Here is a 25,514-nt window from a genome sequence, read left to right on the forward strand (position 1 = left end):
GTCTCTGCGGGCGGTCAGCAGGTGAACCGCGGGTGCGCGCGCACCGCCCCGGCCTCGCCCAGCCGCTCGAGCGCGGCGAGCCAGCTCGCCGCGCCCGCCGCGTCCCGCGCGGTGAGGACGCACCGCGCGGGGTCCTGTCCCTCCAGCAGGCCGAGTACGGCCCGGCGGACCGGACCCTCGCTGGTCAGGACGCTTCCCGCCAGCACGACCGGCCCCGCGCGATGCACCCGGACGGCCGAGGCCACCAGGCGCTCCGCGGCCTCGCGGACGATCTCGCGGGCCCGCGGGTCGCCCAGCTCGGCGGCCTGCCCGACCAGAGGGGCGCTGGCGGCCAGCGCCATCCTGTCGGCCTGCGCCATCCTGACGATCTGGTCGGCCCGCCGCCGGGGCGGCCCTGCCACGGCGAAGCGTCGCGTGACCAGTTCCACGAGCGGGCCGCCGGGCGAGCCCCTGTCCAGCTCGCGGACGGCGGCCCGCACCCCGGCCCGCCCGATCCAGAAGCCGCCTCCCTCGTCGCCCAGCAGCCACCCGAGCCCGTCGGCGACGCCGTCGATCTCGCGGGCGGTGAAGCTGGCGGCGGCCGCCCCCGTCCCGGCCAGCAGCAGCGTGCCCGACGGCGCGTGCGTGCCCGCGGCGTAGGCGACGTCCACGTCGCTGACCAGCCTGGGGGAGTGGGGCAGCCCATGCTCGGCCCAGACGCGGCGCAGCACGGCGGCGAACCCGTCGTCCGAGCCGGCCACACCGGCCACCGAGGCGGTCACCGAGTCAGGCGGGAGGCCGTGGATCGCCTGGCGCAGGGCCGCCGCGATCGCCTCGCCCGCCGCCGCGGGCCCGTGCGCGGCGGGGTTGCCGCCGCCTGCCGTGCCGTACCCGGCCCTGGCGCCCGAGGCGGTGTGCACCGCGACCCGGGTGGAGGTGCCGCCCGCGTCGACGCCGGCGAAGAGCATCAGGACTCCAGACGCACCAGGCGTGCGGCGCCGGGAGCGAGCGGGAAGGTGGCGCCGCCCGGCTGGTAGGAGCCGGTGGCCGGGTCGAAGGCGGCGGCCCTGGCGGCCAGCCTGACCTCGGTGCCGGCGTCATGGCGGGCGTTGCACACGAACAGGTGCCGCGCGCCGTACCTGCCCACCACGACCTCGCCTCCGACGACGACGCCGTCCTCCAGGGGGCGCGCTCCGGCGGGCGGCGGGCCCGTGTGGCCCGCCGACGTCCACGGCAGGCGCGCCAGTTCGTCGCCCACCGGTCGCAGCCAGCGGGTGTTGAGGTCGCGCACGACGCCGTAGCGCTCGGTGGGCCGCCCGCCGTCCATCAGGGCGGGCTAGAAGCCCTCTCCGCGTGAAGGGTCGGGGGTCCAGTAGGTGAAGTACTGGACGCCGGTGTAGCCGTAGGCCAGCGCCGTGTTGACCTGCCAGGCGATCTCGGCGGCGGTGGGGGCGCGGTGCCCGTCGTAGGCGAGCGTCTGGACGTACATCCAGGCCGGCACGCCCGCCCTGGCGGCGTGGTCGCGGATCGTGGCCAGGTCGGCGAAGTAGCCGGCGTCCTCGCCTGAGGACAGGAAGGGGTAGCGGTCGAAGGAGAGCAGGGCAGGGCGGACGGTCGAGACGAAGTCGCCCACGTAGGCGTCGTAGGGGCCGGTGGCATGGCTCGGGAAGAGGTTGACGTAGGCGAGCCGGCCCAGCGAGCGCACCACGGACACCCCCGTCGCCAGGCGCTCGAAGCGGTCGGGCAGCGGCTCGTCCATCAGGCTGATGCCGCGGAAGGAGCGGTGGCCGCGGTAGTCGTCGATCACCCTGCCGATGAGCGCCCTGGTCTGCTCCTCGCCGGGGTCCAGGTCTCGCATGAGCACCTCGACGCGCGGGTCGGAGGCGACCAGCACCTCCAGCCCCGCCTCGTCGGCGCAGGACAGCGCGTGCCCGATGATGACCGTGTCGTTGAGGTAGTTGCCGGTGAGGACCAGGTCGATGCCCGCGTCGGCGATCTCGCGGTAGCGCGCCACCGTGGTCTCGTGGGGAGGCGGCGGCCAGAAGGCCGCGATCGTCAGCGTCACAGCGCACCGATCCTGATCCGCCCCGCGTACCGCGCCTGCAGCGCCTCGTTGTGCGCGTCGGCGCCGGGGATGTTGGCGGACAGGTAGGTGGGCGGGACCATTCCCGCCGCGCCCAGCAGGCCGATCGCCTCCGCCACCATCAGCTGGACGGCCAGCGCCGAGGTGATCGAGGAGATGCCGCACACCGGACCGTGCTCGGTCTCCAGCACCGCGTCGCCGTACGGGGCGAGGTTGTCGATCACGACGTCGGCCAGCTCGAACAGCCGCTCGCCCGAAGGGTGGCGCGAGGTGATCGCGCTCGTGTGCGCCATGGAGGTGATCGCGATGAGCGGCAGCGAGCGCTGCTTGACCAGCCTCGCCATCTCCACGGTCGAGCCGTTGCCACCGGAGTTGGAGGCGATCATGAAGACGTCGGCGGGCACGATCGTGTGCAGGGCCAGCACCCGGTGGGCGGTGCTCGGGTCCCGCTCGGCCAAGGGGTCGAAGTCGCCGGGTTTCGCCGAGCCCAGCACCACGGGGTCGCGCAGGGCGAGCCGGTTGGCGGGGATCAGCCCGCCCGCCCGTCCCGCGAGCTCCAGCGCCGCCGCCTCGGAATGGCCGGTGCCGTAGGCGTGCACCACCCCTCCGGCCAGCACCGCCTCGGCGATCAGCGCCCCCGCCCTCCTGATGGCGGGCAGCTGGCCGGTCAGCAGCTCGTCGGTGCGTCTGCGCGCCTCGTCGGCGAAGGCTGTCACAAGGTCCACAGGGTGCTCCTCAACGGTTCATGCCGGCGGTGAGGCCGGCCACGATCTGGCGCGTGGCGAGGACGAACAGCACGACCAGGGGGATCGTCGTCATCACCAGCCCGGCGAAGAGCGTCCCCCAGTCGTTCTGGAACTCGCCGAAGAAGTGGGTGAGCCCGACGGGCAGCGTGAGCTTGCTCTCGTCGCGCATCAGGACCAGCGGGTAGAAGAAGTCATTCCACAGGGGGACGAACTGGAAGACGATCACGGTCGCGATCGCCGGCCGTACCAGGGGCAGCATCACGTGCCAGAACGTCGCCAGCGGGCCCGCGCCGTCCAGCGAGGCGGCCTCGTCGAGCTCGTACGGCAGCTGCCGGAAGAAGGCGGTGAGCACGAAGACGTTGAACGGGATCGACCCCGCCGCGTAGACGAGGATCAGGCCCAGCAGCGAGTCGACCAGCCCCATGCTCTCCAGCAGGTAGAACAGCGGCAGCACGCCGAGGTGCGCCGGCAGCGTCATGCCGGAGATGAAGTAGGCGGTGAGCAGGCCGCGCCCGCCGAAGCGCCTGCGCCCGAGCGGGTAGGCGGCCAGCAGAGACACGACGGCGCCGAGCAGCACCGCGGACACCACGACGATCACCGAGTTGACGACGTAGGTGGAGAAGGAGGCCTCGGTCCAGGCCTTGGCGTAGTTGTCGAACGCCGACCCCGTGGGCAGTCCGATCGGCTCGTCGAAGATCTCGCTGGTCGGCCGGAAGGAGCTCAGCACCATCACGACGAGGGGCGCCATGGAGAAGACGGCGTAGCCCCACAGCAGCAGCTTGATCCAGAGGGTTCTCACGTCCGCCTCCTCAGCACGCGCTCGAGCAGCAGGGTCGAGCCGAAGATGAAGGTGAACATGAAGACCGCCAGGGCCGAGGAGGTGCCCAGGGCGTTGACGTCGCCCGAGGCGAACGCCGCTCGATAGAACAGCAGGCCGAGCACGTCGGTGGCGCCCGCGGGGGCGCCGTTCGAGCCCCCGAGGGCGTAGACCAGCGCGAAGGTGTTCATGCTGCCGATGAAGCTCAGGATCGTGATGGTGGCCATCGCGGGGCGCAGCAGCGGCAGCGTGATGCGCCGGAACACCTGCCAGGAGGTCGCCCCATCGGTTCTGGCCGCCTCGGCGTACTCCTGGGGGATGCCGCCGAGGGCGGCGCTGAACAGCAGCATCGGAAAGCCGACCCACTGCCAGGTGGTGATCACGATCACGGTCGGCAGCGCCGTGGCCGGATCGCCCAGCCACGGCATCGCCAGACCCTCCAGACCCACCCCGCGCAGCAGCGAGTTGACGGGCCCGAAGGTGGGGCTCAGCAGCAGCGTCCAGAGATAGCCGATGACGAGCGGGTTGACCAGGTACGGCAGCGCGAACATCGTCTGCAGCGCGCGCTTGCCCCGCCGTACCCGCGACAGCGCGAGCGCGAAGGCCAGCCCCAGCGTGTTCTGCACCAGCATGGTCCCCGCAAACAGCAGGAAGTTGTGGCCGAGCGCGGGCAGCAGCTGGTCGCGGAAGGACTCGGTGAGCAGGCCGGCGTAGTTGGCGAAGCCGACGAAGGTGTCGCGCAGCGTGCCCTTCCACGAGAACACGCTGTAGGTCAGGCCGGTGAACAGCGGGTAGACGACGAAGAGGGAGTACAGGACGAAGGCGGGGATCAGGAACAGGTACGACGATCCCCGCCTGGTGGTGCTCAGAGCCATGTGGCCACGCTCTTGTCGAGCTGCTCGGCTGCCTGCTCGGCGGTGATGCGGCCGAGCAGCATCTCCTGCAGCGACTTGGAGAAGACGGTCTGCGAGGACGGGTTGCCGTACGCGAACTCGTTCATGAAGTACGTGGCGCCCTGCTTGTCGAAGGTGGTGGAGACCTCCTCGAGCAGCGGGTCGGTCGGCTTCACGCCCGGCACGGCGGAGAAGATACTCAGCGTGTCGGTGAAGAGCTGGCCGTAGTCCTTGGAGGCGAGCCAGGCGGCGAACTTCAGCGCCTCGGCCTTGTGCCTGGTCTTGGCGCTGATGCCGTACGAGCCGTCGGTGAAGCCCGGCATCATGCCCTGGCCGCCCTTCGGCGCCGGCGGGGTGAAGACGCCCAGCTCGACGCCCTTGGCGTTCTCGGCGAAGAAGTTCAGCTCCCACAGGCCGCCGGGGAACATGGCCGCCTTGCCCGAGGAGAACAGGATCTGGGCGTCGGTGTAGGAGACGCCCGCCACGTCGTCGGGGAAGTAGGGCTTGAGCTTGTTGAGCTGGTCGATGCCCTCGACGAACGCCGGGTCGGTGAACGTCTTCCTCTTGGCCTTGACGTCGTCGAGGAAGGTGTCGCCGCCCCAGGTGGCGGTGCCGAAGATGCTGGCCACGATGGGCAGCATCCAGTCGTCCTTGCCGCCGAAGGCGAACGGGACGATCTTGTTGGCCTTCAGCTTCTCGGCCGCCGCGATCATGTCGTCCCAGGTCCGGGGCGGAGTGATGCCGTGGTCGGCGAAGATCTTCTTGTTGTAGATCACCTGCAGGGTCTGCACGGCGAAGGGGACGCCGTAGACCTTGCCGTCCTTGTCGCCCTTGGCCGAGCGCAGCACGCCCTCGTCGTAGTCCTTGAGCCCGGGCACGTCGGAGGTCTCCAGCGGCAGCAGCCTGCCCGCCTCGACGAGCGGTTGCAGGTTCGCGCCCGCGCGCAGCCAGGCCAGATCAGGGCCGCTGTCGCCGGCCAGGCCCGTGGACAGGATCGTGTCGTACTCGGTGGCGGTGGTGAAGGAGCGGGCGTCGACGTCGACACCGGGGTTGAGCTTCTCGTAGGCGGCGAACATCTTGTCGTAGTTCTCCTCGGGCCCCCATCCCCAGACGGACAGCGTGACCTTGTCCTGGGACTGGGCGGGGGTCGAGGGCGAGCTGGGCGCGCAGGCGGCGACCGACAGCACGATGGCGGCCGCTACGGGGGCCAGACGCATGGGGGGACTCCTGGATCAGCGTTGGGGCAGGCGGTGTTTGGCCACCGCCTCCGTGGCGGTGGTCAGCAACTGGTTACTGGTCTCGTGGGTGCGCTGGACGACGCCGATGTACAGGCAGTCCAGAACCAGCATCTGGGTGTGGCGGGCGGCCACCCCGCCGGCGCGGAAGGGGGTGTCCTGCGCCGCGGTGGTCAGCACGATGTCGGCGACCTCCGCCAGAGGGCTGCGGGGGAAGTTCGTCACCGCGATGGTGGTGGCGCCGCGCTCCTTGGCGATGGCCAGTGGCTCGACGACCTCGGCGGTGGTGCCGGAGTGGGAGATGCCGAGCGCCACGTCACGGTGGTCGCGGGCGTTCGCGCTGCAGACGGCGCTGTGGACGTCGGGCCACAGCGCGCAAGGCCGGCCGACGGCGTGCAGTCTGAGGTGCAGGTCCATGGCCACCCCCGCGCTGCCCGAGACGGCGAAGAAGTCGATGAACCTGGCCCGCACCAGGGCGGAGACGGCCCGGTCCACCGCCGCTACGTCGAGCTGCGCCGCGGTCTCCTCCATGGCACGCATGTCGCTGGCCAGCAGGCTGCGCAGCACCATGCTCGCCGGGTCGTCGGGGGAGAAGGCGATGAGCGCGCTGTCGCGCGGGTTGGCGGTGGTGCGGCCCTGTTCGGCCGCGAGCGCCAGCCTGAGCTCGGGGTAGCCGGTCAGGCCCAGCTCGCGGCAGAAGCGGGTGATCGTGGTCAGCGAGGTGGAGCAGCGTTCGGCCAGCTCCGTGATGGTGGAGGCGGCGACGGCGGCGGGCTCGGCGAGGATCGTCTCGGCGATGCGCCTGTGCGCGGCGGTCAGCGTGGGCTCGACCCCGCGGATGCGGGTCAGGATGGGTGAATAGTTCTCTGCCGGCTCGGCCATGGGAGGAATTTCCTCCATTTCGCTGCTCTATGTCAATAGTTCACCTGATTGACCTGGCTCTCGCTCCTCCATGATGTGAATAATTCCCTTAGGGGATCACATTCGCGAGAGTCTTTACTTCCACGAGTGCGCGTGTCTACGCTCGCCCCCGACAGAAACCCCCCGAAGGGACGCACATGCGCAACCTGCTCGCCGCGCTGCTGCTGGGCGGAACAGCCCTGCTGCCCGTCAAGGCCGACACGGTCGACATTCAGTTACTCGGAATCAACGACTTCCACTCCGCCCTGCCGACGAGCTTCGCCATGACCCCAGGCGGTCCTGTCGAGGCAGGCGGCGCCGAGTACCTCGCCGCCCACTTCGACCGGCTCCAGCGGGAGAATCCCGAGGGCACCCTGCGACTCGCCGCGGGCGACAACATCTCCTCCAGCACGATGAACGCCACCCTGCAGCACGACGAGCCCGGCATCGAGGCCCTGAACCTCATGCGCCTGGACGCCTCCAGCGTCGGCAACCACGAGTTCGACGAGGGCGTGGCCGAGCTGCGCCGGATGGAGAACGGCGGCTGCCACCCCATCGACGGTTGCGCCCGGCCCAACTTCAAGGGCGCGTCCTTCCCCTACCTGGGCGCCAACATCGTCGACACCACGACAGGCAAGCCCGCCTTCGCTCCCTACATCGTCAAGGAGCTGAAGGGGATCAAGGTCGGGGTCATCGGCGTCTCGTACAAGAACACGTTGAAGGAGGCGCCAGGGCCCACCACCCCCCTGGAAGCCCGTGACGAGGCCCAGGCCGTCAACGCCTATGCCGCCGAGTTGAAGGCCAAGGGCGTGCGCACCATCGTGGTCCTGATCCACCAGGGCGGCGGGCAGACCGGCGGTGGACTGCCCAACCAGTGCAACAACCTGGCCGGACCGATCAAGGACATTGTCGCGAAGTTCGACCCCGAGGTCGACGCTGTGATCTCCGGACACACCCACAACCCCTACATCTGCGAGATCAACGGCATCCCCGTCACCCAGACCTCGGGCCACACCCGCGAGCTCACCCGAATCAAGCTCACGATCGACCGCGCCACCGGCAACCCGACGGCGCACCAGGCGGAGAACATCACCGTCACGCACGACATCGAGCCGAACGGCGCGATCGCCGCGCTGCGCCGCGAGTCCGATCAGTACGCCCAGCGCCTGCTCGACCGGCCCGTCGGTCTGATCCATCGCGACCTGACGACGATCAGGAACGCCGCGGGCGAATCCACCATCGCCCATGCCCTGGCCGACGGGCGTCTGGCCGCGACCTCCTCACCTGAGACCGGCGGCGCCCAGATCGCGATCCAGCCCCCGTACGGCGGCGGCATCGGCGGCGACCTCCTGGTCCACCCGACGGGCAACGAGATGTCCAACCTGGTCACGCACGGCAAGGCGCTGCGCGTGGTGCCGTTCAGCAACATGCTGGTGACGATGACCCTGACGGGAGCACAGGTGGAGCGGCTCCTGGAGCAGCAGTGGTGCGGCCAGAGCACCGCCAGGGTCCTCGGCGTCTCGAAGGGCTTCACCTTCACCTACGACAACGCCAAGCCGGCCTGCGACAAGATCGACCCGGCGACCATCAAGCTCAACGGCGCCGTCGTCAACCCGGCGGGAAGATACCGGGTGACGGCCAACTCCTTCATCGCCACAGGGGGAGACGGCTTCAGCGTGCTGACCGAGGGCACCGAGCGGGTGGAGAAGGTCCGCGACATCGAGGCCTTCGAGTCTCACATCCGCGCCAACACCCCTCTCCAGCCGCCGGCGCTGGGCCGCATCACGCGCCTGAACTAGCGCGCCGCCGCCCGTCTGCCTCGCGCGTGCCAGCGGGCGCCCGCCTCCGGTCAGCCGTCGGCCGGCTGCAGGTGCCTGGTGTCCACCCGATGGCCCGCCTCTTCCAGGACGGTGACCGCCAGCCTGGCCCTCTGCTCGGGCACGAGGACCAGGTCTGCGTGGTAGGTCGAGGCGACGAAGACCGGGATCGCCGCCTCGGCCAGCGGGCCCACGATCGCGGCGAGCATGCCGGGGACGTCGAGGTCGTGGGCCGTGGCGCCGCCGTACAGGCCGATCCACCGCTCGCCCGAACCGCTCGGCCAGGTCTCGCGCACGACGGTGAGCCCTTCGGGGGCGCGCACCAGCGCGATCCACTCGTCGTCCTCGGGGAAGGTCGCGTGCGGCAGGTGGTCCACGGCGAACACCGACGGCACGACCTGCAGGCGCTGGGCGATAGGCGAACTCATGGAACGTGTGTACCAGATGCGCGGGCGGGGCGACGGCGGTGTCACTCCGGCATGAGGACCTTGTCGATGACGTAGACGGTGGCGTTGGCGGTGGGGACGTCGCCGCAGACGACCTTGGCCTCGTTGACCGTGTAGTCCTGGCCCGAGCCCTTGGCGGTCAGCTTGCCGCCCTCCAGCGTGGTCAGCTGCGCGTCGGTCAGGTCGGAAGGAGCCTTCTTGCCGTCCACCACGTGGTAGGTCAGGATCTTGGTGAGCGCCGCCTTGTCGGCCAGCACCCCGTCCAGATCCTGCTTCGGGATCGCGGCGAAGGCGTCGTTGGTCGGCGCGAAGACCGTGATGGCCTTGGCGGAGTTGAGCGTTTCGACGAGCCCGGCCTTCTTCACCGCGGTGACCAGCGTCGACAGCTCGGGGTTGGTGGAGGCCGCGGTGGCCACCGGCTGGTCGGCGATCGCGGTGAGGCTGCCCTCACCCGAGGAGGGGACCGACGAGCACGCCGGCCCGAACGGCTCGGCGGCCGCCTGTGGGGACGCGGACGCGGAGGTGGCGCCGGCCACCGAGGTGGCGAGCGTCAGTGCTGCGGCGATGAGGATGCCCTTCATGGTGTTCTCCCATTGATCGTGAGGAAATGTCTCCTCAACCTGGCTATTCGCGCTCCCTCGGACCGCCGGCCGCCTGATCTGTCCCAAACTTTCGCAAAGGCAGGCATGTCCATCGCGTCAGGGCCAAGCCCGCGGCACCCGATGTGGCCCTGCAGCGTCTTCGTCGCGTCGCTCCGGGCGGGCTCGTGCAAGAACCGGTCTGGCGGTACGGGTCGTCACGCGCGTGGCCATCGCCAGCGCCCGGAGTTCGTCCGCTGAGGGAGAGGACTCTACGGTGATCCAGTTCGCGGCGGATGCGCGACGGATAAGGGGGCGGATGTGGGGAAATCAGGGGAGGATGTCCAGATGGATCCCACAGACAGCCCGGTTGGCTGGGTCGCCAAGCACATCCAGGAGTACATCGAGACCGACGGGCGCAAGGGACATCGGCGCTGGGGGGTGACGACGCTGCTGCTCACCACGCGCGGGCGGGTGTCGGGACTGCCCAGGAGGACCGCGCTGATCTACGGCACGGACGGCGAGCGGCTGATCGTCGTGGGGTCGAACGGGGGCGGCGAGGAGCATCCCGCCTGGTACCTCAACCTGCTCGCCGATCCCGCCGTGGAGGTGCAGGTGGCGGCCGACCGGTTCGCGGCCAGGGCGGTGGAGGCCGAGGGGGAGGAGCGCGAACGCCTGTGGGGCCTCATGGCGGGGCTCTGGAAGGACTACGAGCGGTACCGGACGAAGACCAGCAGGCGGATCCCGGTGGTGATCCTGGAGCGCGTGCCGGCCGGGGGGTGACACCTCCCACGCGGTCGGCCCGTCTGCATGCCGGACGGCTGACGGCGGGCCGACAGTCCGGAGCCGCGAGGGTCAGCAGAACGTGTCCGTGGCGGGCAGGACGCCGTTGGCCAGGTAGCGGTTGACCGCGTCGTCGACGCAGCCGTTCCGGGGGGCGAAGAGCCCGCCGTACACGGTGTGGCGGAAGGCGCCGCGCAGGGTCACCAGACGCGAGCCGGTCAGGGCGCGGTGGGTGCGCAGCTGGCCCGCGTAGGGGGTGCCGGGGTCGCCGGTGGCGCCCACCATCAGGACGGGCACGTCGTTGCGGACCTCGGTGGGAGGTTCGGCGGGGGCGGCCGGCCAGAACGAGCAGGGGCCGAGGTTACGCGTCAGGGGTCCGAACAGGCCTTCGTCGGCGCGGTGGGCCTGGATGTCACGGTAGTAGGTCTCGGGGTCGCGCGAGGCCGCCCGGTCCGCGCACATGATCGCCGTCTGGACGGCGGCCGATCCTTCGGAGTCGGGGGCGGACAGACCGGTCAGCACCTGGTCGAGTACCGGAGTGGGGGTGACCTCGACGCCGCGGGCGGCCTGGCTCAGGACCCGGACGTCGGCGGAGAAGGAGGCATAGGCCTCCTCGCTGTCACCCGCGGTGACGCCGAACAGGACCATCGGCAGTGCCCGCGTGTCGAGCCTGTGGCGGCCCACCCGCAGGGGAGCGCGTGCGGCGGCCGTGTCGATCCTGGCGACGGTGGCCAGCACGTCGGCGGTGGTGGCGCCCAGGTGATGGCGGCCGTGACGGCGGGCCGCCCACGACGCCCAGTCGCGCAGGACGGCGTTGAGCGCGGCGCCCTGTGTGCGGGTCAGGTCAGGGCCGAACAGGCCGGTGTCGACGGCGCTGTCCAGGACGACCCGGTCGGCGCGGCGCGGGAACAGCTGCAGGTAGACCGCGCCCAGGTAGGTGCCGTAGGAGGAGCCGAGGTAGGACAGTCTGGGCTCGCCGAGCGCGGCTCTGATGACGTCCATGTCCCTGGCGGTGTTACGGGTGGAGGCGTGCGGCAGCAGCTCCTTGTGCGCGGCGCAGCGGGCGGCCAGGTCCCTGGCCAGCGCGACGCCCTGGTCGAAGGTGCGCCTGTCCTTGCCCGCGGACCCGACCACCGCGCGGGGCCAGCCGCAGTTCAGCGGGGTGCTCCGCCCGACGAACCTGGGATCCATCCCGATCAGGTCGTAGCGGGCGGCCACGGCGGGGGCCACCCGCTTCACCTGGAGCACGAGGGACATGGCGGGGACGCCGGGTCCGCCGGGGTTGTACAGCAGGACCCCACGCCTGCGTCGCGGATCGGTGGCCTTCAGCCTGGACATGGCGACCTTGATCGTCGGTCCGCCCGGGCGACGGTAGTCGAGCGGCACGGTCACCACGGCGCACTGGGCCTTCGCCGCGTCCAGCTCCTTGCCGGCCTGGTCTCCTGGCCCTGTCGCGCAACCACGCCAGGTGATCTGCTGCCGCTCGAACCTGGCCGCGCCTTCGTCGGCCGCGGCCGGTTGCACGGCGACCAGCGAGCCACCCGCCAGCAATGCCGTCACGGCGATCCCTCGTCCACGCATCGAATGTTCCCCTTCGTAGAGCCACACGCCGGGCCGGGCTACGACGCTAGGCCGCAGGGGTGGTCCTTCGCGTCAGCCTCCGGTGGGGTTTTCCCGCCGCGCGGCGGCGCTCGGGCAGCGGCCCGCCGCAGCCGCCTTGACCTGCGGGTTCTCCTGAGGCGGCGAGCGCGGGAGGTACGACTGTGGTCTGACGCCGGCCGCCGCGCGCGTGCCGTGCCCGCGGGCGGGACGACTATGTTGGCGTCATGAATCGGCTGGCCTCGTGAAGTACGCCGCTTTCGTCTCCGCCCGGATGGCGCGGCCGGTCAGGGCCCTGTCACGGGCCGGCGGCAGGATCCCGGCGACGGCGTTCGACGCCTGCCTGGCGGCGGTGGTGTTCTTCGGCGGCGCGGGGCTCAACGGCGCGGTCTACCAGGGCGCCATGGGGCCGCTGCTGCTGCACGCGGCGCTGGCGGCGCCGCTGGTGTGGCGGCGGCGCGCGCCGCTGGCGGTCTTCTGCGTGGTGGCCGCGGTCGCCTTCGTCCAGTGGCTGGCCGACATCCAGCTGCTGACGGACGTGGCGCTGCTGGTCGCGATGTACACGGTGGCGGCCCGCTGCCCGTGGCGGCGTACGCTCGCGGCCGCGGTCGTGCTCGAAGCGGGCATCCTGCTGGCCTGCGCGCGGTGGGCGGCGCCGTACGGCGGCCTGCTCAGCGCGATCGTCTTCCTGAACGCCGTCGCCGTGGCCGTCGTGCTCACCGGGGTGAACACCCGGATCAGGCGCGCCTACCTCGGCTCCCTGCGTGATCGCGCGCTCCGTCTCGAACGCGAGCGCGACCAGCGCGCCATGCTCGCGGTGGCCGGCGAGCGCGCCCGCGTCGCCCGCGAGATGCACGACATCGTCACCCACAACCTCTCTGTCATGGTCGCGCTCGCCGACGGCGCCGGCTTCGCCCAGCGCCGCTCGCCCGACAGGGCGGCCGCCGCCATGCGCCAGATCTCCGACACCGGACGGCAGGCGCTCACCGACATGCGGCGCTCCCTCGGCGTGCTGCGGGCCGACGAACCCGAGGCGCTGCGCCACCCGATGCCCGGCATCGCCGAGCTGGAGTCCCTCGCGGGGCAGATGCGCGCGGCGGGTCTGCCATTGCGCCTGGACCTCGAGGGGGATCCCGCGCTCGTTCCCGTCGCCGCGCAGCTGACCGTCTTCCGGCTGGCCCAGGAGGCCCTGACCAACACCTTCAAGCACGCGCCGCCGGGCACCAGCGCCGAGGTGCTGGTCCGCTGTTCGCCGGAGAGCGTCACGGTCGAGGTCACCGACGACGGCCGCGGTGTGGGGCCCCCTGGTTCGGGTCACGGCATCGTCGGCATGCGCGAGCGGGCCGCGGCGTACGGCGCGACGCTGCGCGCCGGCCCGCTGCCGGGCGGAGGCTGGCAGGTGTCGGCCACGCTCGACCTCGGCACGGCGGGGGAGAGGGTCCTGTGACGATCCGGGTGCTGCTCGTCGACGACGAGCCGCTGCTGCGCATGGCGTTCACCATGGTGCTCGACGCCCAGGAGGACATGGAGGCGGTGGGGGAGGCGGGTGAAGGAGCCGAGGCCGTACGGCTGGCGCGGCGGCTGCGCCCCGACGTCGTGCTCATGGACGTCCGCATGCCCGGACTCGACGGGATCGAGGCGACCCGCAGGATCGTCCGCGACAGGGGGCAGGCTCGCGTGCTCATCCTCACCACCTTCGACCTGGACGAGTACGCCTTCGCCGGGCTGAGGGCGGGGGCGTCGGGCTTCCTGCTCAAGAACGCCCTGCCGCAGGAGTTGCTCGCGGCGATCCGTACGGTCGCGGCCGGCGACGCCGTGGTCTCCCCGAGAATCACCCGCCGCCTGCTGGAGACCTTCGCCCACCAGCTTCCCACCGGCGCGGCAGGGACGAGCGCCGAGCGGCTGCGGCTGCTGACCCAGCGCGAGAGGGAGGTGCTGGTGGAGGTGGCGCGCGGCCTGTCCAACGTCGAGATCGCCGAGGCCTTGCAGGTGGCGGAGGCGACGGTGAAGACGCATCTGGGGCGGATCCTGACCAAGTTGGAGCTGCGCGACCGCGTACAGGCGGTGGTCTTCGCCTACGAGACCCGACTCGTCTCCCCAGCCTGATCTACTTTGTAAAGGCGTCGGGCTGGTTCGGTGCCCTGCCGGCTTGTCCGCCCCGAAAGTTGGCCGATCGCCTGCCAACAGTTGAAGCTGCCGCCCCTGGACTTCGACGGTGGGGGACGCGAGTGTAGGAGGGGCGATCCCCCCTGGCACACCAGCAGCCCCGGTGGCGTACAAAGGTCACCGGCATCGAGGGGGAGGATCCGAGGCCGTGGACATGAAGCTCGAGGTCGTGGTGGTTCCGGTCGCCGACGTGGACAGGTCCAAGAACTTCTACAAGGCCCTCGGGTGGCGGGAGGACGCCGACGTCGTCGCCGGAGACGACTTCCGGGCGGTGCAGCTGACTCCACCCGGCTCGGGGTGCTCGGTCATCTTCGGCACCGGGGTCACCTCGGCCGCGCCGGGCTCGATGCAGGGTCTGTACCTGATCGTCGACGACATCGACGCGGCACGGTCCGAGCTCATCGACCGCGGGGCCGACGTGGGTGAGGTGTTCCATGACGCGGGAGGGGTGCTGCCCGAGGCGGGGACCGGGGGGCGGCGGGTCTCCGGCCCGGCTCCGGACCGCCAGAGCTACTTCTCCTTCGCCTCCTTCAGTGACCCCGACGGCAATGGCTGGCTGCTCCAGGAGGTCACCACCCGTCTTCCTGGCCGGTGAGCCCGGAGCGTGAGAGTGGTGGTCTGACGGCTGTTCTCGCAGGAGGAGTACCGAGATGCAGGTGAGCTTTGACTCCGTGGCCGGGCTGGCCGACGCTCTGCGCCGTGCGGAGGCCGCGCACGGCCGGCATGAGCAGGAGCTCGGGCACCCCGATCAGGACTGGCCGACCTGGTACGCGCAGTACATGGTGCGCGAGCAGGCCGGGGACGCCGGTCCTGCGGACCGGGAAGCGAGCGGCTGAGCGCCCGGCACGGCGGCCGGGCAGAGGACGCGCGACGGCCCACGCCGACCGCCACGCGGCCACCCGCGAGTGACCGGCAGGGTTACGGCTTCTTGAGCACCTCCACCAGGGCGGAGATGCTGTGGTCGCCGTGGCCCGCCTCGACGGCCCGTCTCAGCAGGTCGTGGAAGGGGGCGTGCCAGGCCACGTCGACGCCGGCCTCCTCGCCGAGCTGTTGGTCATAGGCGGCTCCCTCGAGGAAGAGGTTCACCGTCGACATCGGCTTGGTGTAGTCGCCGCTGTCGATCTCCTGAGCGAAGACCGGCAGGATGGAGCTGATCATTTCCAGCCACTTGACGGTGAACCGCACCAGCGTGGCGGCCTCCAGTCCCCGCGCCTGGACGACGGCGGCGCCGTGGAAGAAGCCGACGAGGGCCGGCAGCAAGGTGCCGCCCACCGCCATCTCGTAGAGGGCGGCGAGGTCGCTCTCGTCGCCGAGATGGACCGTGTCGCCGCCCAGCACTCTCAGCGTCGTCTCGTACTCGTCGAAGACGGACCTGTCGCCGCCGTAGTACAGGAGGGTGTCCGGCTTGCCCACGGCCGAAGGCACGTTCTTGATCGCCCCGTCGAGGAACCTGGCGCCGTGCCCGGTCGCCCAGGCGGCCATCTCTCTGGCGCCGGCGGGGGAGCCGCTGTTCAGGGTGACGAGGGAGCGCCCGGCCAGCGCGGCGGCGGCCGGTTCCAGTGCCTCCCGCGTATGGTCGTAGGTGGTCAGGATGGCGATGATCAGGGGGCTGGCGGCGACGGCGTCGGCGATCGCCGTCTCGTGGCGTGCGCCCCTGGCGACCAGGGGTGCGGCCTTGCTCGCGGTCCTGTTCCACACCGTCGTGGGATGTCCCGCCTCGAGGAAAGCCTCGGCCAGCGCCGTACCCATCGAGCCGAGCCCGAGGACGGTCACCGGGGTGCGGTGGTCGGTCATGTGATGCTCCAGTCCAAGTCGTCAGTGACGTGCTCGTCCATGCTGGAGGCTCCACGGACATTTCCTCAAGTACCTACTATTTCAGCAGGTACTAACATCTATGTTCGTATGGTGTCGGGGTTCCCCTGTACGAAGTGGCCGCGGCCTCCTGCCGGCCTGCCCTGAGCACACTGAAGTGCCAGCGACAGCGCGACCTCGGCGCGCCCAGTTCCGACAAGCCACGAGCTCGCTGCTGAGCTGGCCGCGATGGTGCCCGTCATCCCGGCCGTGGTCGACGGCCAGGGCAAGGCCGCCGAGGTCGAGCCGCCGGCCGGATGGGAAGGCGAGCTCGGTGAGCTGGCCCACCGGCTGGCCCATCCGCTCACAGGGCTTTTGCGGGCAGGTTCATTCCCGAGTTTGTGGAGGCGCGCGAGGACGCCTTCGTGCCAGCCGACGGGAAGACCGTGGGAGCAAGCTGCTGGTCCTTGGTGAACCAGGCCCTGTTCGTCATGCGGGTCAGGAGCGCGACCCGAAGATCGGCGGTCAACCCGGTAGGTTCGGGTTCAGCCGGGTTCGATGCCGTGGAGGATCAGGCCGAGTTCGTAGGCCAGGACGGCGGCGTGGGTGCGGTCGCGGGCGCCGAGTTTGCCCAGGACGTTGGTCACGTGGGTCTTGATCGTCTCCCGGGACACGTGCAGGGCCTCGGCGATCTCGGGGTTGGCCTGTCCGAGCGTGATGTGCCGCAGCACCTCGAGTTCGCGGGGCGTGAGCGCGACCGGGCGGGGCGGCCGGGCGCTGCCGTGGTGCGGGGAGGCGATGCGGCGCAGCGCGTCGGGGAAGAGCACCGCGCGGCGGGAGTGCACCAGCCGGACGGCCTCCACCAGCTCACCGGCCGGGGCGCGTTTGAGCACGTACCCGGCGGCTCCGGCGCGCAGGGCGGCCCACACCAGCTGGTCGTTCTCGAAGGTGGTGACGACGACGACGCGGGTGGACGGGGAGCGGCGGGTCAGTTCGACGGTTGCGGCGAGGCCGTCCATGCGGGGCATGCGGATGTCCATCAGCACGACGTCGGCGCCCGCGCCGGCCTCGACGGCTTGCCTGCCGTCGGCGGCCTGTCCGACGACCGTGAGGTCGTCGTGGAAGGAGAGCATGGCGGCCCATCCCTCGCGGATCAGCGGCTCGTCGTCGGCCAGGACGACGCGGATCACAGCGGCAGCCTCGCTTCGACGCGCCAGATCGTCTCGGCCTGCCGGGTGGTGCACGTGCCGCCGGCGAGGCGGGCTCGCATGCGCATGCCCGTCAGGCCGCGCCGGTGCCCGGCCGGTGCGGCGGGGGAGCCGACGGTGGCGTTCTCGACGGTCAGCACCAGCTCGCCGGGGGCATCCGTGTCGACGTCGAGCGTGACGGGTCCGGACCCGTGGCGCAGGGCGTTGGTGAGCGCCTCGCGGGCGATGGCGTAGGCGGTGCGGGAGGTGGCCGGGGGGATGCGGTCGAGGGGGCCGGCGTTCACGTGGACGTCGAGCCCGCGGGTGAGGGTGTGGAGCGAGTCGAGCGTGGGTGTGCGTGCCGCCTCGCCGGCGTCGAGGACGCCGAGCAGCACGTCGAGGTCCTCCTGGGCGGCGCGGGCGGTGTCGAGCAGGTGGTCCAGCGAGCGCGTGGCCTGCTCGGGACGGGGGGCGGGGCGCTGGAGCGCGGCCTGCGCGGCCATGCCCTGCACCAGGACGACGCTGAGCGCGTGCCCGACCGCGTCGTGCAGCTCCAGCGCGAGGGTCTGGCGGCGGCCGAGCTCCTCCAGCATGCGGGACGGTTCGGCGCGGAGCAGGCGGCGCGCCGCCCACCGCTGCCCGAACCCGGCCGCGACCATGGCGGCCGCCAGCGCGAGCACGGCGGCCAGCGGTTCGGCCTGGACGGCGGGGCTGTCGCGCCACAGCGTCAGATCGCCCAGCCGGACCAGTCCCGGTGACAGCATGAGCACGCCCGCGCCCAGCGTCGCGCCGCCGTACAGGTGCAGGCTCGTCAGCGCCACCAGGTAGACCCGGTCGGCCCGGTCGGAGACCTGCACGTCGAGCAGTTCGGCCAGCGCGGCGATCTCGATGCGCCGCACCAGCGGCGCCAGGGCGAGCAGCACCGAGGCGGGCAGGCACGCCGCCCACAGCACCAGGACGCGCGCCGGCGCCGGCTCGCTCAGGACGGCCAGGCCGAGCACCACGGCGACCGGGGTCAGCAGCGCCGCGCCCAGCACCTGGTAGAGGACCGCCCGTACGGCACGTCTGATATGTCCGCTCACGTCGGCGATGCTAGCCCGGGACGCCGGGCCGTTCCTTCCCCCACCTGGGGGATGTTCGCCCGTCGCCGGGCTGTGATCCTCACAGCTATGAACAGCGCAACCGCCACCACGACCATCATGATGAGACTGCACGGCAGGACGGCGGCCGGCGTGCCGCGCTGGGCCGTATGGACGGCGTACGCGACCGCGCTGACCGCCCTGCCGTCCGGCATCTGGCGGATCGCGGCGATGAACTTCGGGGTGCCGCTGGTCGAGCACGGCATGCCGCCTCCCGGCAGCCGGGCCCCCGTCATCTTCGACGCCCAGTGGTGGTACATCGTCGGGCTCAGCGTGGTCAGCGAGGCGGTGGCGTTCCTGACGGTGGGGCTGGTCGCCGAGTGGGGCGAGGTGTGGCCGCGCTGGGTGCCGGTGCTGCGCGGCCGCAGGGTCCCCGTCCTGGCGGCCGTCGTGCCCGCAGGGATCGGCGCGGCGCTGCTGCTGGTCTTCCCGTACGCGCTGGTCATGTCGATGCTCGGTATGAAGATCACCGGTGAGCCCGACGGGCTGATCGTGAACGGCTGGCAGAGCGCCGTCTTCTACCTCACCTACGCGCCGCTGGCCCTCTGGGGGCCGCTGCTGGCCGTCGTCGCGGTGCACTACTACCGGCGCCGCACCGGCGACCGGACAGATCCCCGAGGTGGGGGATCCGCCAGGTCCGGCCCGTGGCCGGGCTTGGCTGGTGGATTCGGGATCGGGGGGAAGTGCGCATGCGCCGTCTGACGGCATCGACGATCTCCGCGGCGACGCTGGCGGTGGCGGCCCTGTGGTGGTTCGTCCCTGGCAGCTACCCGTACGGCGCGGCCGCCAAGGTCACCGTGGGCGTCAACCACTGGATCGAGCGCGGGCCCGGTGTGGGCCTGATGGTGGCCTCCGGCGTGCTGGGGGTGCTGGCGGCGCTCGGCGTCCGGTCCCGGCCGAGAGCCGCCGGTGTGGTCGCCGTGGTCGAGAGCGCCTTCTTCCTGCTGGTGATGTCGGACGCGTCCGTGCTGTCGTCCATCGGGTATGCGCTGATTCCTGCCGTTCTGCTGGGGGTCGCCGGGATGGTGGCGGTGGGGTGCGTACGGCGGCAGCCCGTCGCGTACGTGCTGGCGGTGCTGCTCCCCGCCGGGCTGATCGCGTCGCTGACCATGACCGACGCGCTCTCCCGCTACCTGGTCAACGTGGCCTCCGGGTTCGCCGTGTACGGCGGGCGGATCGCCTGGTCGTGGGCGATGGCGATTGCCGCGGTCGGGTGGGCGTGGCTCGCGTACGGGTCGTTCGCGCGTGAGCGCAGGGTGACCGTCCCGCGGTGGGGGAGGGCCGTCACGATCGCGGCCGCCCTCTGTCCCGTGCCGTACGCGCTGGCGCGGCTGACGTGGGTGACGCCGTGGCCGCTCGGCGGCTTCGACCCGCGGACCGGCCACATCACGCTGATCGCCGTGGAGGGCGGCGACGCGGCCACCCGGATGCAGGGGTTCCTGATCGGCCTGAGCGCGGTCCTGGCCGTCGTGCTGACGCTCGGCCTGATCAGCCGCTGGGGTGAGGTCGTGCCGCGGTGGGTGCCCCGGGTGGGCGGGCGGCCGGTCCCGGTGATGCTGGCCGTCGGGCCGGGTGCGTTCGGGGCGGTGGCGCTGTGCGTCTCGGCTCCCGGTGTGCTGGCAGGGGCCGTCCAGATGGGCTCGTGGGTGGACGGCGTTCTGTTCGTCCTGATGTTCCCGTGCCCGGTGTGGGGTCCGTTGCTGGGGGCCGCGGTGTTCGCCTACTGGGCGCGCCGCAGAACCGCCGAGAAATCGAGGAGCGCCGCATCACCGCGCCCGTGAGCGGACGGCACTCTCGCCAGTACCGGCGGCTCGCCTCGGGCGCGGGCGTTCAGCGCCGCGTACGCCCGTCGACCCGGGGGAGCGGCTGAGCATGGGCGGGGTCATGTCCGCATGACGGACGCGAGGAGCGACAGCTTGTCGGCGCTGTCGGTGCCGGGGTCCGGGTGGAGGACGACGAGCGTCTGGCCTGTCGCGCCGCTGACGCCCAGTCTCTCCCGGTTCAGCCACAGCTCACCGACCTGGGGGTGGCAGATGTGCTTGGGTGTGCCTTCGCACGTCTTCACGTCGTGGCGGGCCCAGAGCCTGCTGAAGCGAGGGCTGGCCAGGGAGAGCTCGCCGACGAGTTCGATGCATCGGGGGTCGTCGGTGTCGGTGCCGACGGACTCGCGGAAGCCGGCGACCATGCCCTGCGCGGCGTCCTCCCAGTCCGGGTAGAGGGCCTGCTCGGCGGGGTCGAGGAACACGTCCCGCAGGCGGTTGCCCCCCGCCACGAGTCGCGGCGACAGAGCGGTCGCCGGCGCGTTGGCGGCGAGGACGTCGAAGTAGCGGCCCTCCACGTAGGCGGGGAGCGAAAGCGTGACGACGAGCTTGGCGACGCCCGGAGGGACGCTCTCCCTCCGGGGCCGCCGTCGCCGCCGGGGTTTGCCCTCTCCGAGGCGCAGCAGGTAGGCCGTCGCGTCGTCGTCGAGCCGCAGCACGCGGGCGAGGGACTCGAGGACCTGCGCGGAGGGGTTGCGGTCACGGCCCTGCTCCAGGCGCAGGTAGTAGTCGGCGCTGATGCCGGCGAGCATCGCGACCTCCTCCCGGCGCAGGCCGGGCACGCGCCGTACGCCCATGGAGGGGATGCCGGCCTGTTCAGGAGTGACGAGTTCACGGCGGGCGCGTACGTAATCGCCCAGAAGGTTCATGTCCCCACTGTAATTCGGGGCCTTCGGCGTCGCCTGGTCCTGTCACCCCCAGGAGCGCGGGGGCTCTGGCTCCGTCAGCGGGTGAGCGGAAACCTCACGTCCGGGACGAACGCCGGCGACATCGGCCGGTGCTCCCTTCCGCGAGCAAGGAGCTACACCATGTCAACATATTTGCTGGTACACGGGGCCTGGCACAGCGGGCAATGCTGGGAGCGGGTGGTCCCGTTGCTGGCGTCGGCCGGGCATCGGGTGCTCGCGCCGTCGCTGACCGGCTTCGGCGACAAGGCGCATCTGCTCGGCCCCGAGGTGGGGCTGGACACGCACGTCGACGACATCGTCAGGCTGATCACCGAGGAGGACCTCGCCGACGTGATCCTGGTGGGCCACAGTTACGCCGGGCTGGTCATCTCCTCCGCCGCCAACCGGATCCCGGATCGGATCGCCCATCTGGTCTATCTCGACGCGATGGTCCCGGAGGACGGCGAGAGCGCGGTGGATGTGCATCCCGTGACCCAGGTCCTCATCGACCGCGCCGCGGAGTCCGAGGTCGGCTGGCGGATCCCGCCGATGCCCGAGTCGCCGCCGCCCCTGGGCCTTTTCGGGGTCACCGACCCGGCGGACGTGGCGTGGCTGCGGGCGATGCTGTCGGACCAGCCGGTGCTCTGCCTCCGGCAACCGGTCCGGCTGGACAACCCGGTCGTGCGCACGATTGCGCGGACGCACATTCACTGCGTCGTCGGCGTACCGGAGGGCATCGAGCGGCGGCCCGTGCCGGCGATGCAGCCCAACGGCAGCCCGGCACAGGTGTGGGAGCTGGAGACGGGCCACGACTGCATGATCACCATGCCGGCCGAGCTCACCGAACTGCTGCTCAAGCTCGGCTGACCCGCCCACCCGAGCGCGGGCTGCTCGGCAGCCCCGCGGCTCGGTGGCGGGCCGCCGAAATGAGAGACGCGGTCCAGGACGCGGTGGACGGTGGCGCGGCCGACGGAGAACACCTCATCGGCGAAGGTCACACGTACGGCACGCGTGCGCGTTGGCGCGGCACGCGTGCCGTACGCGTTCAGGAGCTCACACCCACCAGGTGAACGGGCCGGAGAAGGTCGGGTCAACGATCGGGATGGGTGCGGGGTTGCGGCTTCCCCGCGAGTCCGCCGACGGGCGCGACGTCAGGCGGGGTGTTCGTGGTGGGAGGACGGCCAGATGCTGCGTAGTGGACGCATGCCCTCCTCGACGTAGTCGGCGATCGGGCGGTCGCCGCCGTCGAGGTACCACTGTTCGAGTGCGGCGAAGTAGCCGAAGACGAGGGCGTTCGCTGTCACGCGAGCCTGCGTTTCGGTCAGCTCGCCGGTCGCCGCGATCAGCGGTGCGATCCGCTGGCTCGCGCGGTCGAGATTGGCATGGACGGCCTCGCGGACCGATGGCTCGGCGAAGAAGTAACGGACCCTGCGCCATGCGCTCTGCTCGGTCTGAGGGCCTTCGCCTGCGTCCTCGGAACCGGATGTGCCCTCCGGCGCCGATTCGTAGGCGCGGACGGCTTGGAGCAGGCTGCCGATGGGATCGCCGGGGTCGAGGAAGTCCTTGAGTGTCTCCAGGCTCATCCGGTCGAACTCGTCGGCTACCACGATCCCTTCCTTGGTGCCGAAGTAGCGGTACACCGACGACGGCGATACCTCGGCCGCGGCCGCGATCTCCTCGATCGTGACCGCGCCAAACCCTCTCTCGTCGAACAGATCGAGGGCGCGTTCCTGGATGGTGCGCATGGCCTTGAGTCGCCAGCGCTCGCGGAGCCCACTCATGCGATCAGGGTAGCAGGAAGCCAGACGCTCAAGCGTGTGACTGTCATCAGACATTGACTGTCTGAATTTGGCTCATTAGAGTCACGTGCTCGAGACAGTGACTGTCTCAATGGGCATGGCAAGCGGACGATCTCGGGCCCGCCCCGGCACGCACCGTCGCGGGCCTGATGACGCCGCTGTCCGCCGCCCGTCACCGACCCACTCACCTGAAAGAGCTCATGCCATGACGACGCTGCAGCACAGATCGCGCAACAGGACCCCACTGGCGCTGATGTACATCGGGGCGGGGCTCACCGTGATCGCCGCCCTTTTTCCGTTCATCGACCAATCCACCACGAAGGTCCTGGCGGACCACGTTCACGCGAGCTATCCGACTTACCGGCCCGGTGCGATCGACGCCGCTGTCACTGCCTATCTGGCGATCCTGTCCACGATCGGGGTGCTGGGACTTTTCGGCTGGCTCGGCACGATCTGGGCGGCTCGAGTCGGCAAGCGCTGGGCTCCGTGGCTGGCGATCGGACTGCTCGCGACCGCGACCTGCATCGCGATCGCCGCGTTGACCGTCCAGGACACCTCGGGGGATGTCGGCCTCGCGCCGCTGCTGGGCTGGCTGCAGGTGCTTCCGTGCATTCCCGGTCTCGCCGCGGTCGCGCTGTGGAGAAGGGCGCGATGATCGAAGGTCCCACGCAGGCGCGGAGCGTCGGCCGTGCCGTTGTACGCCCGATCGCGGCACTCAAACGGGCGATGTATCGACGAGGGCGGCCGAACGCGCTCATGCGGCTCATGAACCGGCTCGATGTCCTGATGTACGGGGCTCGGCGGCTGTCGCCGCGCCATACCGCCGTACTGAAGGTGGTGGGGCGCCGTAGCGGCGAGATCACTTCAGTTCCGGTCGCGGTCACCGACTACCGCGGCGCCGAGTTCCTCGTCTCGATGCTCGGACAGGATGCGAACTGGGTGCGGAACGTCCAGGCCGCGGGCGGCAGGGCCGCGCTCCGCCGTCGAGGTCGTGAGACCCCGATCCTGCTTGAGGAGGTCCCGCCCGAGTGGCGCGCCGAGATCCTGCGCCGCTACCTCGCCGCCGCGCCCGGCGCGCGGCCGCACCTGGGCCTGGGGCCGACGGCCCCCTTGGCGGAGTTCCACCGGATCGCGCCTCGTCACCCGACCTTCAAGATCCGTCAGTGCCCTCGCGCGACCGGCTGACGGGACAGACCCGCAACGGTCAACACGATCGCACGCCGCGAATCCAGCTCCCGCAGGCGCATCGGCGGGATCGCCGTCTCCACTGCCATGGGCGTCCCGGTGGGCACGTTGGTGGGCCCCGGACTCGACTGTGCCCGCGCCTCCATACGGGCTTCCTCCAGGCGAGCGCGGACACGACGGCGGTGGGGAGTGTCAGTGACGTCTAGCGGGTCTGCCCGCCGAGCCAGTCCTGGAAGGTGAGCAAGCCGGGGAAGTGGTCGCGCAGTTCGGCGAGGTCAGCCTGGTAGCCGCTCTCGGCGAACCACTCGAACAGCCTTTCCTTGATCGGCAGGGGGAGAAGGCGCGTCGGTACTCCGGTGACCTTCTCGTAGATCTGGGCCACCTCGGCGAAGGTCAGCTCGTCTCCGGCGATCTCGAGTTCCGCGCCCAGGTAGTCGTCCCGGTGGTCGATGACGTGCGCGGCGATGCGGCCGATGTCGTCGGTGGCGATCAGCTGCATCGGCCGGTCGGGGAGCACCGGTAGCTCCATCACCCTTTCGCCTGCGGCGTCGGCGTAGTGCAGCAGGTTGTCCATGAAGAACACCGGCCGCAGGATGGTCGCGGGCAACCCCAGAGCGCGGATGTAGGACTCGATCGCCGCCTTGCTCTCGAAGTGCTCGATCCCGGTGCGCCGCTCGGCGCCGCCGACCGAGCTGTAGACCAGGTGCCCGACTCCGGTATCCAGGGCGACGTCGGCGACGAGCATGCCCTGCCGTACCTCGGCCTTGAGGGTCTCCGGCTCGTAGGCCAGGGCCTGCATGCTGAACACGGCATCGACGCCCCGCATGGCCCGCTCCAGGGAGGCGGCGTCTCCCAGGTCACCGACCGCGAGCTCGGCGCCGGCCAGGCGGCGCGCGGCGGGGCTTTCCGGGTCGCGGACCAGGGCGCGGACCTGCCAGCCGCGGCTCAGCAGGTGACGTGCGGTGGCGCCGCCCTGCTGACCGGTGGCGCCGATGACCAGGGCCACACTCATGACGTCATCACCGGGGTGGTCTGGGCGAGCGCGATCCGCCAGGTGTCGTCGTCTTTGACCAGCACGAACGTCAGCGCTCCTGTGCGTCCGTCGTTGACGTGCTTGATCAGGTGGGCCAGCGCCACGTCCGGTCGCAGGAACGTGACGTCGAGCAGCTCGTTCTTGGTCAGCACGTCCTTCAGCGGGGTGCTCAGCGCCTTGGTCATGACCTCCTTGACCTGGTCGCGGCCACGCAGCCGGATCCCGGTGAAGTTGACCAGGGCCACCTCCTCGGTCAGCAGTCCGGTGAAGCCGGCGACGTCGTTCTGCAGCTCTTCGGCGTCGCGGACGACCTGCTCGATCGCCTCGATGTCGGGGTTCATGTCGTGCCTCCTCAACTCGCGGAGCGATTTGCTCCGCCTAGAGACTATGCCGGAGCGATTCGCTCCGCAACTGGTGGAGTCTGTGACGATGACCACGCGCCCCTGGAGGTATCCGTCCACGGCTGCGTCGAGTTCTGCTGACGTAGTTGAAGGAGCCCTGGGCGAAGCCGAATCCGTCGTCCAGTACCACGCCGGAGGGAGTTGGCGGCGATCGTGGATTTGGCCGAACTACGGCGCGACCGGCCGCGCGAGCGCGCCGCGGTTCGAGCGATGAAGGCCAAGAGCTCAGC

At 71.0% G+C, this 25,514-nt stretch carries 29 protein-coding genes; 11 read left to right on the forward strand and 18 right to left on the reverse strand.

Going from position 1 to position 25,514, the window contains the following annotated elements:
• Positions 1-14: 14 nt before the first annotated feature.
• The 8 genes from FHR33_RS01110 to FHR33_RS01145 are packed head-to-tail and all read right to left on the reverse strand — an operon-like array spanning position 15 to position 6,635.
• Positions 15-947, reverse strand: a complete 933-nt coding sequence (locus tag FHR33_RS01110) for an N-acetylglucosamine kinase (RefSeq protein ID WP_183642245.1) — start codon at positions 945-947, stop codon at positions 15-17.
• Positions 947-1,306, reverse strand: a complete 360-nt coding sequence (locus FHR33_RS01115) for a hypothetical protein (protein WP_183642248.1) — start codon at positions 1,304-1,306, stop codon at positions 947-949. Before FHR33_RS01115 ends, FHR33_RS01110 begins: the two co-directional genes overlap by 1 nt.
• 9 nt (positions 1,307-1,315) lie before the next feature.
• Positions 1,316-2,044: a hypothetical protein gene (locus tag FHR33_RS01120; RefSeq protein WP_183642251.1), complete on the reverse strand. Its 729-nt coding sequence runs from the start codon at positions 2,042-2,044 to the stop codon at positions 1,316-1,318.
• Positions 2,041-2,787: a sugar isomerase domain-containing protein gene (locus FHR33_RS01125; protein ID WP_183642254.1), complete on the reverse strand. Its 747-nt coding sequence runs from the start codon at positions 2,785-2,787 to the stop codon at positions 2,041-2,043. The genes FHR33_RS01120 and FHR33_RS01125 overlap by 4 nt, the downstream gene beginning before the upstream one ends.
• Before the next feature lie 10 nt (positions 2,788-2,797).
• Positions 2,798-3,607 (reverse strand): carbohydrate ABC transporter permease, encoded by an 810-nt coding sequence (locus tag FHR33_RS01130; RefSeq protein ID WP_312895299.1) that lies wholly within the window; start codon positions 3,605-3,607, stop codon positions 2,798-2,800.
• A complete protein-coding gene (locus FHR33_RS01135; RefSeq protein WP_183642256.1) occupies positions 3,604-4,500 on the reverse strand; it encodes a carbohydrate ABC transporter permease in 897 nt (298 codons plus the stop codon). Before FHR33_RS01135 ends, FHR33_RS01130 begins: the two co-directional genes overlap by 4 nt.
• Complete coding sequence (locus FHR33_RS01140) at positions 4,491-5,735, reverse strand: ABC transporter substrate-binding protein (RefSeq protein WP_183642259.1); 1,245 nt, start codon at positions 5,733-5,735, stop codon at positions 4,491-4,493. The genes FHR33_RS01135 and FHR33_RS01140 overlap by 10 nt, the downstream gene beginning before the upstream one ends.
• Before the next feature lie 15 nt (positions 5,736-5,750).
• Positions 5,751-6,635 carry a MurR/RpiR family transcriptional regulator gene (locus FHR33_RS01145; RefSeq protein WP_183642262.1) on the reverse strand — a complete coding sequence of 295 codons (885 nt, stop codon included), beginning with the start codon at positions 6,633-6,635 and terminating at the stop codon, positions 5,751-5,753.
• A gap of 176 nt (positions 6,636-6,811) precedes the next feature.
• Here FHR33_RS01145 and FHR33_RS01150 point away from each other — a divergent pair, with 176 nt between their 5' ends.
• The gene (locus FHR33_RS01150; RefSeq protein ID WP_183642264.1) at positions 6,812-8,452 is read left to right on the forward strand and encodes a bifunctional metallophosphatase/5'-nucleotidase; all 1,641 of its coding nucleotides are present in this window, start codon (positions 6,812-6,814) and stop codon (positions 8,450-8,452) included.
• A gap of 50 nt (positions 8,453-8,502) precedes the next feature.
• On the opposite strand, the gene FHR33_RS01155 is transcribed toward FHR33_RS01150, so the two are convergent.
• Both FHR33_RS01155 and FHR33_RS01160 read right to left on the reverse strand, forming a co-directional pair.
• A complete protein-coding gene (locus FHR33_RS01155) occupies positions 8,503-8,898 on the reverse strand; it encodes an ACT domain-containing protein (protein WP_183642267.1) in 396 nt (131 codons plus the stop codon).
• Between the two features lie 41 nt (positions 8,899-8,939).
• Positions 8,940-9,497, reverse strand: coding sequence for a fasciclin domain-containing protein (locus tag FHR33_RS01160; protein WP_183642270.1), 558 nt, complete (start codon positions 9,495-9,497; stop codon positions 8,940-8,942).
• A gap of 345 nt (positions 9,498-9,842) precedes the next feature.
• Between FHR33_RS01160 and FHR33_RS01165 the strand changes: the two genes are divergently transcribed.
• Positions 9,843-10,277, forward strand: coding sequence for a nitroreductase family deazaflavin-dependent oxidoreductase (locus FHR33_RS01165; RefSeq protein ID WP_183642273.1), 435 nt, complete (start codon positions 9,843-9,845; stop codon positions 10,275-10,277).
• 72 nt (positions 10,278-10,349) lie between these two features.
• On the opposite strand, the gene FHR33_RS01170 is transcribed toward FHR33_RS01165, so the two are convergent.
• Positions 10,350-11,837, reverse strand: coding sequence for an alpha/beta hydrolase (locus FHR33_RS01170; protein WP_312895300.1), 1,488 nt, complete (start codon positions 11,835-11,837; stop codon positions 10,350-10,352).
• A 283-nt stretch (positions 11,838-12,120) separates the two neighbouring features.
• Between FHR33_RS01170 and FHR33_RS01175 the strand changes: the two genes are divergently transcribed.
• The 4 genes from FHR33_RS01175 to FHR33_RS01190 all read left to right on the forward strand — a co-directional run bounded on the left by FHR33_RS01175 (position 12,121) and on the right by FHR33_RS01190 (position 14,878).
• On the forward strand, positions 12,121-13,323 hold the full coding sequence (locus FHR33_RS01175; RefSeq protein WP_312895301.1) for a sensor histidine kinase: 1,203 nt from the start codon (positions 12,121-12,123) through the stop codon (positions 13,321-13,323).
• Complete coding sequence (locus FHR33_RS01180; RefSeq protein WP_183642279.1) at positions 13,320-13,982, forward strand: response regulator; 663 nt, start codon at positions 13,320-13,322, stop codon at positions 13,980-13,982. The genes FHR33_RS01175 and FHR33_RS01180 overlap by 4 nt, the downstream gene beginning before the upstream one ends.
• A 214-nt stretch (positions 13,983-14,196) precedes the next feature.
• Positions 14,197-14,637, forward strand: coding sequence for a VOC family protein (locus FHR33_RS01185; RefSeq protein ID WP_183659813.1), 441 nt, complete (start codon positions 14,197-14,199; stop codon positions 14,635-14,637).
• A 55-nt stretch (positions 14,638-14,692) separates the two neighbouring features.
• Positions 14,693-14,878 carry a hypothetical protein gene (locus tag FHR33_RS01190; RefSeq protein WP_183642282.1) on the forward strand — a complete coding sequence of 62 codons (186 nt, stop codon included), beginning with the start codon at positions 14,693-14,695 and terminating at the stop codon, positions 14,876-14,878.
• An 82-nt stretch (positions 14,879-14,960) separates the two neighbouring features.
• Here the strand turns inward: FHR33_RS01190 and FHR33_RS01195 are convergent, their stop codons facing one another.
• The 3 genes from FHR33_RS01195 to FHR33_RS52360 form a co-directional block, all read right to left on the reverse strand.
• A complete protein-coding gene (locus FHR33_RS01195) occupies positions 14,961-15,836 on the reverse strand; it encodes an NAD(P)-dependent oxidoreductase (RefSeq protein WP_183642285.1) in 876 nt (291 codons plus the stop codon).
• Between the two features lie 542 nt (positions 15,837-16,378).
• Positions 16,379-17,023 (reverse strand): response regulator transcription factor, encoded by a 645-nt coding sequence (locus FHR33_RS01200; RefSeq protein WP_312895302.1) that lies wholly within the window; start codon positions 17,021-17,023, stop codon positions 16,379-16,381.
• Complete coding sequence (locus tag FHR33_RS52360; protein WP_183642288.1) at positions 17,020-18,102, reverse strand: sensor histidine kinase; 1,083 nt, start codon at positions 18,100-18,102, stop codon at positions 17,020-17,022. The genes FHR33_RS01200 and FHR33_RS52360 overlap by 4 nt, the downstream gene beginning before the upstream one ends.
• Positions 18,103-18,189: 87 nt before the next feature.
• On the opposite strand from FHR33_RS52360, the gene FHR33_RS01210 reads away from it, so the two are divergent.
• Together FHR33_RS01210 and FHR33_RS01215 are read left to right on the forward strand one after the other, a co-directional pair.
• Positions 18,190-18,861, forward strand: a complete 672-nt coding sequence (locus FHR33_RS01210; protein ID WP_183642291.1) for a hypothetical protein — start codon at positions 18,190-18,192, stop codon at positions 18,859-18,861.
• Complete coding sequence (locus FHR33_RS01215) at positions 18,849-19,940, forward strand: hypothetical protein (protein WP_183642295.1); 1,092 nt, start codon at positions 18,849-18,851, stop codon at positions 19,938-19,940. Before FHR33_RS01210 ends, FHR33_RS01215 begins: the two co-directional genes overlap by 13 nt.
• A gap of 101 nt (positions 19,941-20,041) precedes the next feature.
• On the opposite strand, the gene FHR33_RS01220 is transcribed toward FHR33_RS01215, so the two are convergent.
• Positions 20,042-20,848, reverse strand: coding sequence for a helix-turn-helix domain-containing protein (locus FHR33_RS01220; RefSeq protein WP_183642298.1), 807 nt, complete (start codon positions 20,846-20,848; stop codon positions 20,042-20,044).
• Between the two features lie 159 nt (positions 20,849-21,007).
• On the opposite strand from FHR33_RS01220, the gene FHR33_RS01225 reads away from it, so the two are divergent.
• Positions 21,008-21,733, forward strand: coding sequence for an alpha/beta fold hydrolase (locus FHR33_RS01225; protein ID WP_183642301.1), 726 nt, complete (start codon positions 21,008-21,010; stop codon positions 21,731-21,733).
• 284 nt (positions 21,734-22,017) lie between these two features.
• Here FHR33_RS01225 and FHR33_RS01230 read toward each other — a convergent pair whose 3' ends face one another.
• Entirely contained in the window at positions 22,018-22,647 is a 630-nt protein-coding gene (locus FHR33_RS01230) for a TetR/AcrR family transcriptional regulator (protein WP_183642304.1), read from the reverse strand.
• 223 nt (positions 22,648-22,870) lie between these two features.
• Here FHR33_RS01230 and FHR33_RS01235 point away from each other — a divergent pair, with 223 nt between their 5' ends.
• Positions 22,871-23,320, forward strand: coding sequence for a hypothetical protein (locus FHR33_RS01235; protein ID WP_183642306.1), 450 nt, complete (start codon positions 22,871-22,873; stop codon positions 23,318-23,320).
• 110 nt (positions 23,321-23,430) lie between these two features.
• Complete coding sequence (locus FHR33_RS01240) at positions 23,431-23,850, forward strand: nitroreductase/quinone reductase family protein (RefSeq protein ID WP_246451553.1); 420 nt, start codon at positions 23,431-23,433, stop codon at positions 23,848-23,850.
• A gap of 202 nt (positions 23,851-24,052) precedes the next feature.
• Here the strand turns inward: FHR33_RS01240 and FHR33_RS01245 are convergent, their stop codons facing one another.
• Both FHR33_RS01245 and FHR33_RS01250 read right to left on the reverse strand, forming a co-directional pair.
• Positions 24,053-24,862 carry an NmrA/HSCARG family protein gene (locus tag FHR33_RS01245; protein ID WP_183642309.1) on the reverse strand — a complete coding sequence of 270 codons (810 nt, stop codon included), beginning with the start codon at positions 24,860-24,862 and terminating at the stop codon, positions 24,053-24,055.
• Positions 24,859-25,224, reverse strand: a complete 366-nt coding sequence (locus FHR33_RS01250; RefSeq protein WP_183642312.1) for an SgcJ/EcaC family oxidoreductase — start codon at positions 25,222-25,224, stop codon at positions 24,859-24,861. Before FHR33_RS01250 ends, FHR33_RS01245 begins: the two co-directional genes overlap by 4 nt.
• Positions 25,225-25,514 lie beyond the last annotated feature (290 nt).

This window comes from Nonomuraea dietziae, assembly GCF_014195505.1.
GTDB classification, from domain to species: domain Bacteria; phylum Actinomycetota; class Actinomycetes; order Streptosporangiales; family Streptosporangiaceae; genus Nonomuraea; species Nonomuraea roseola.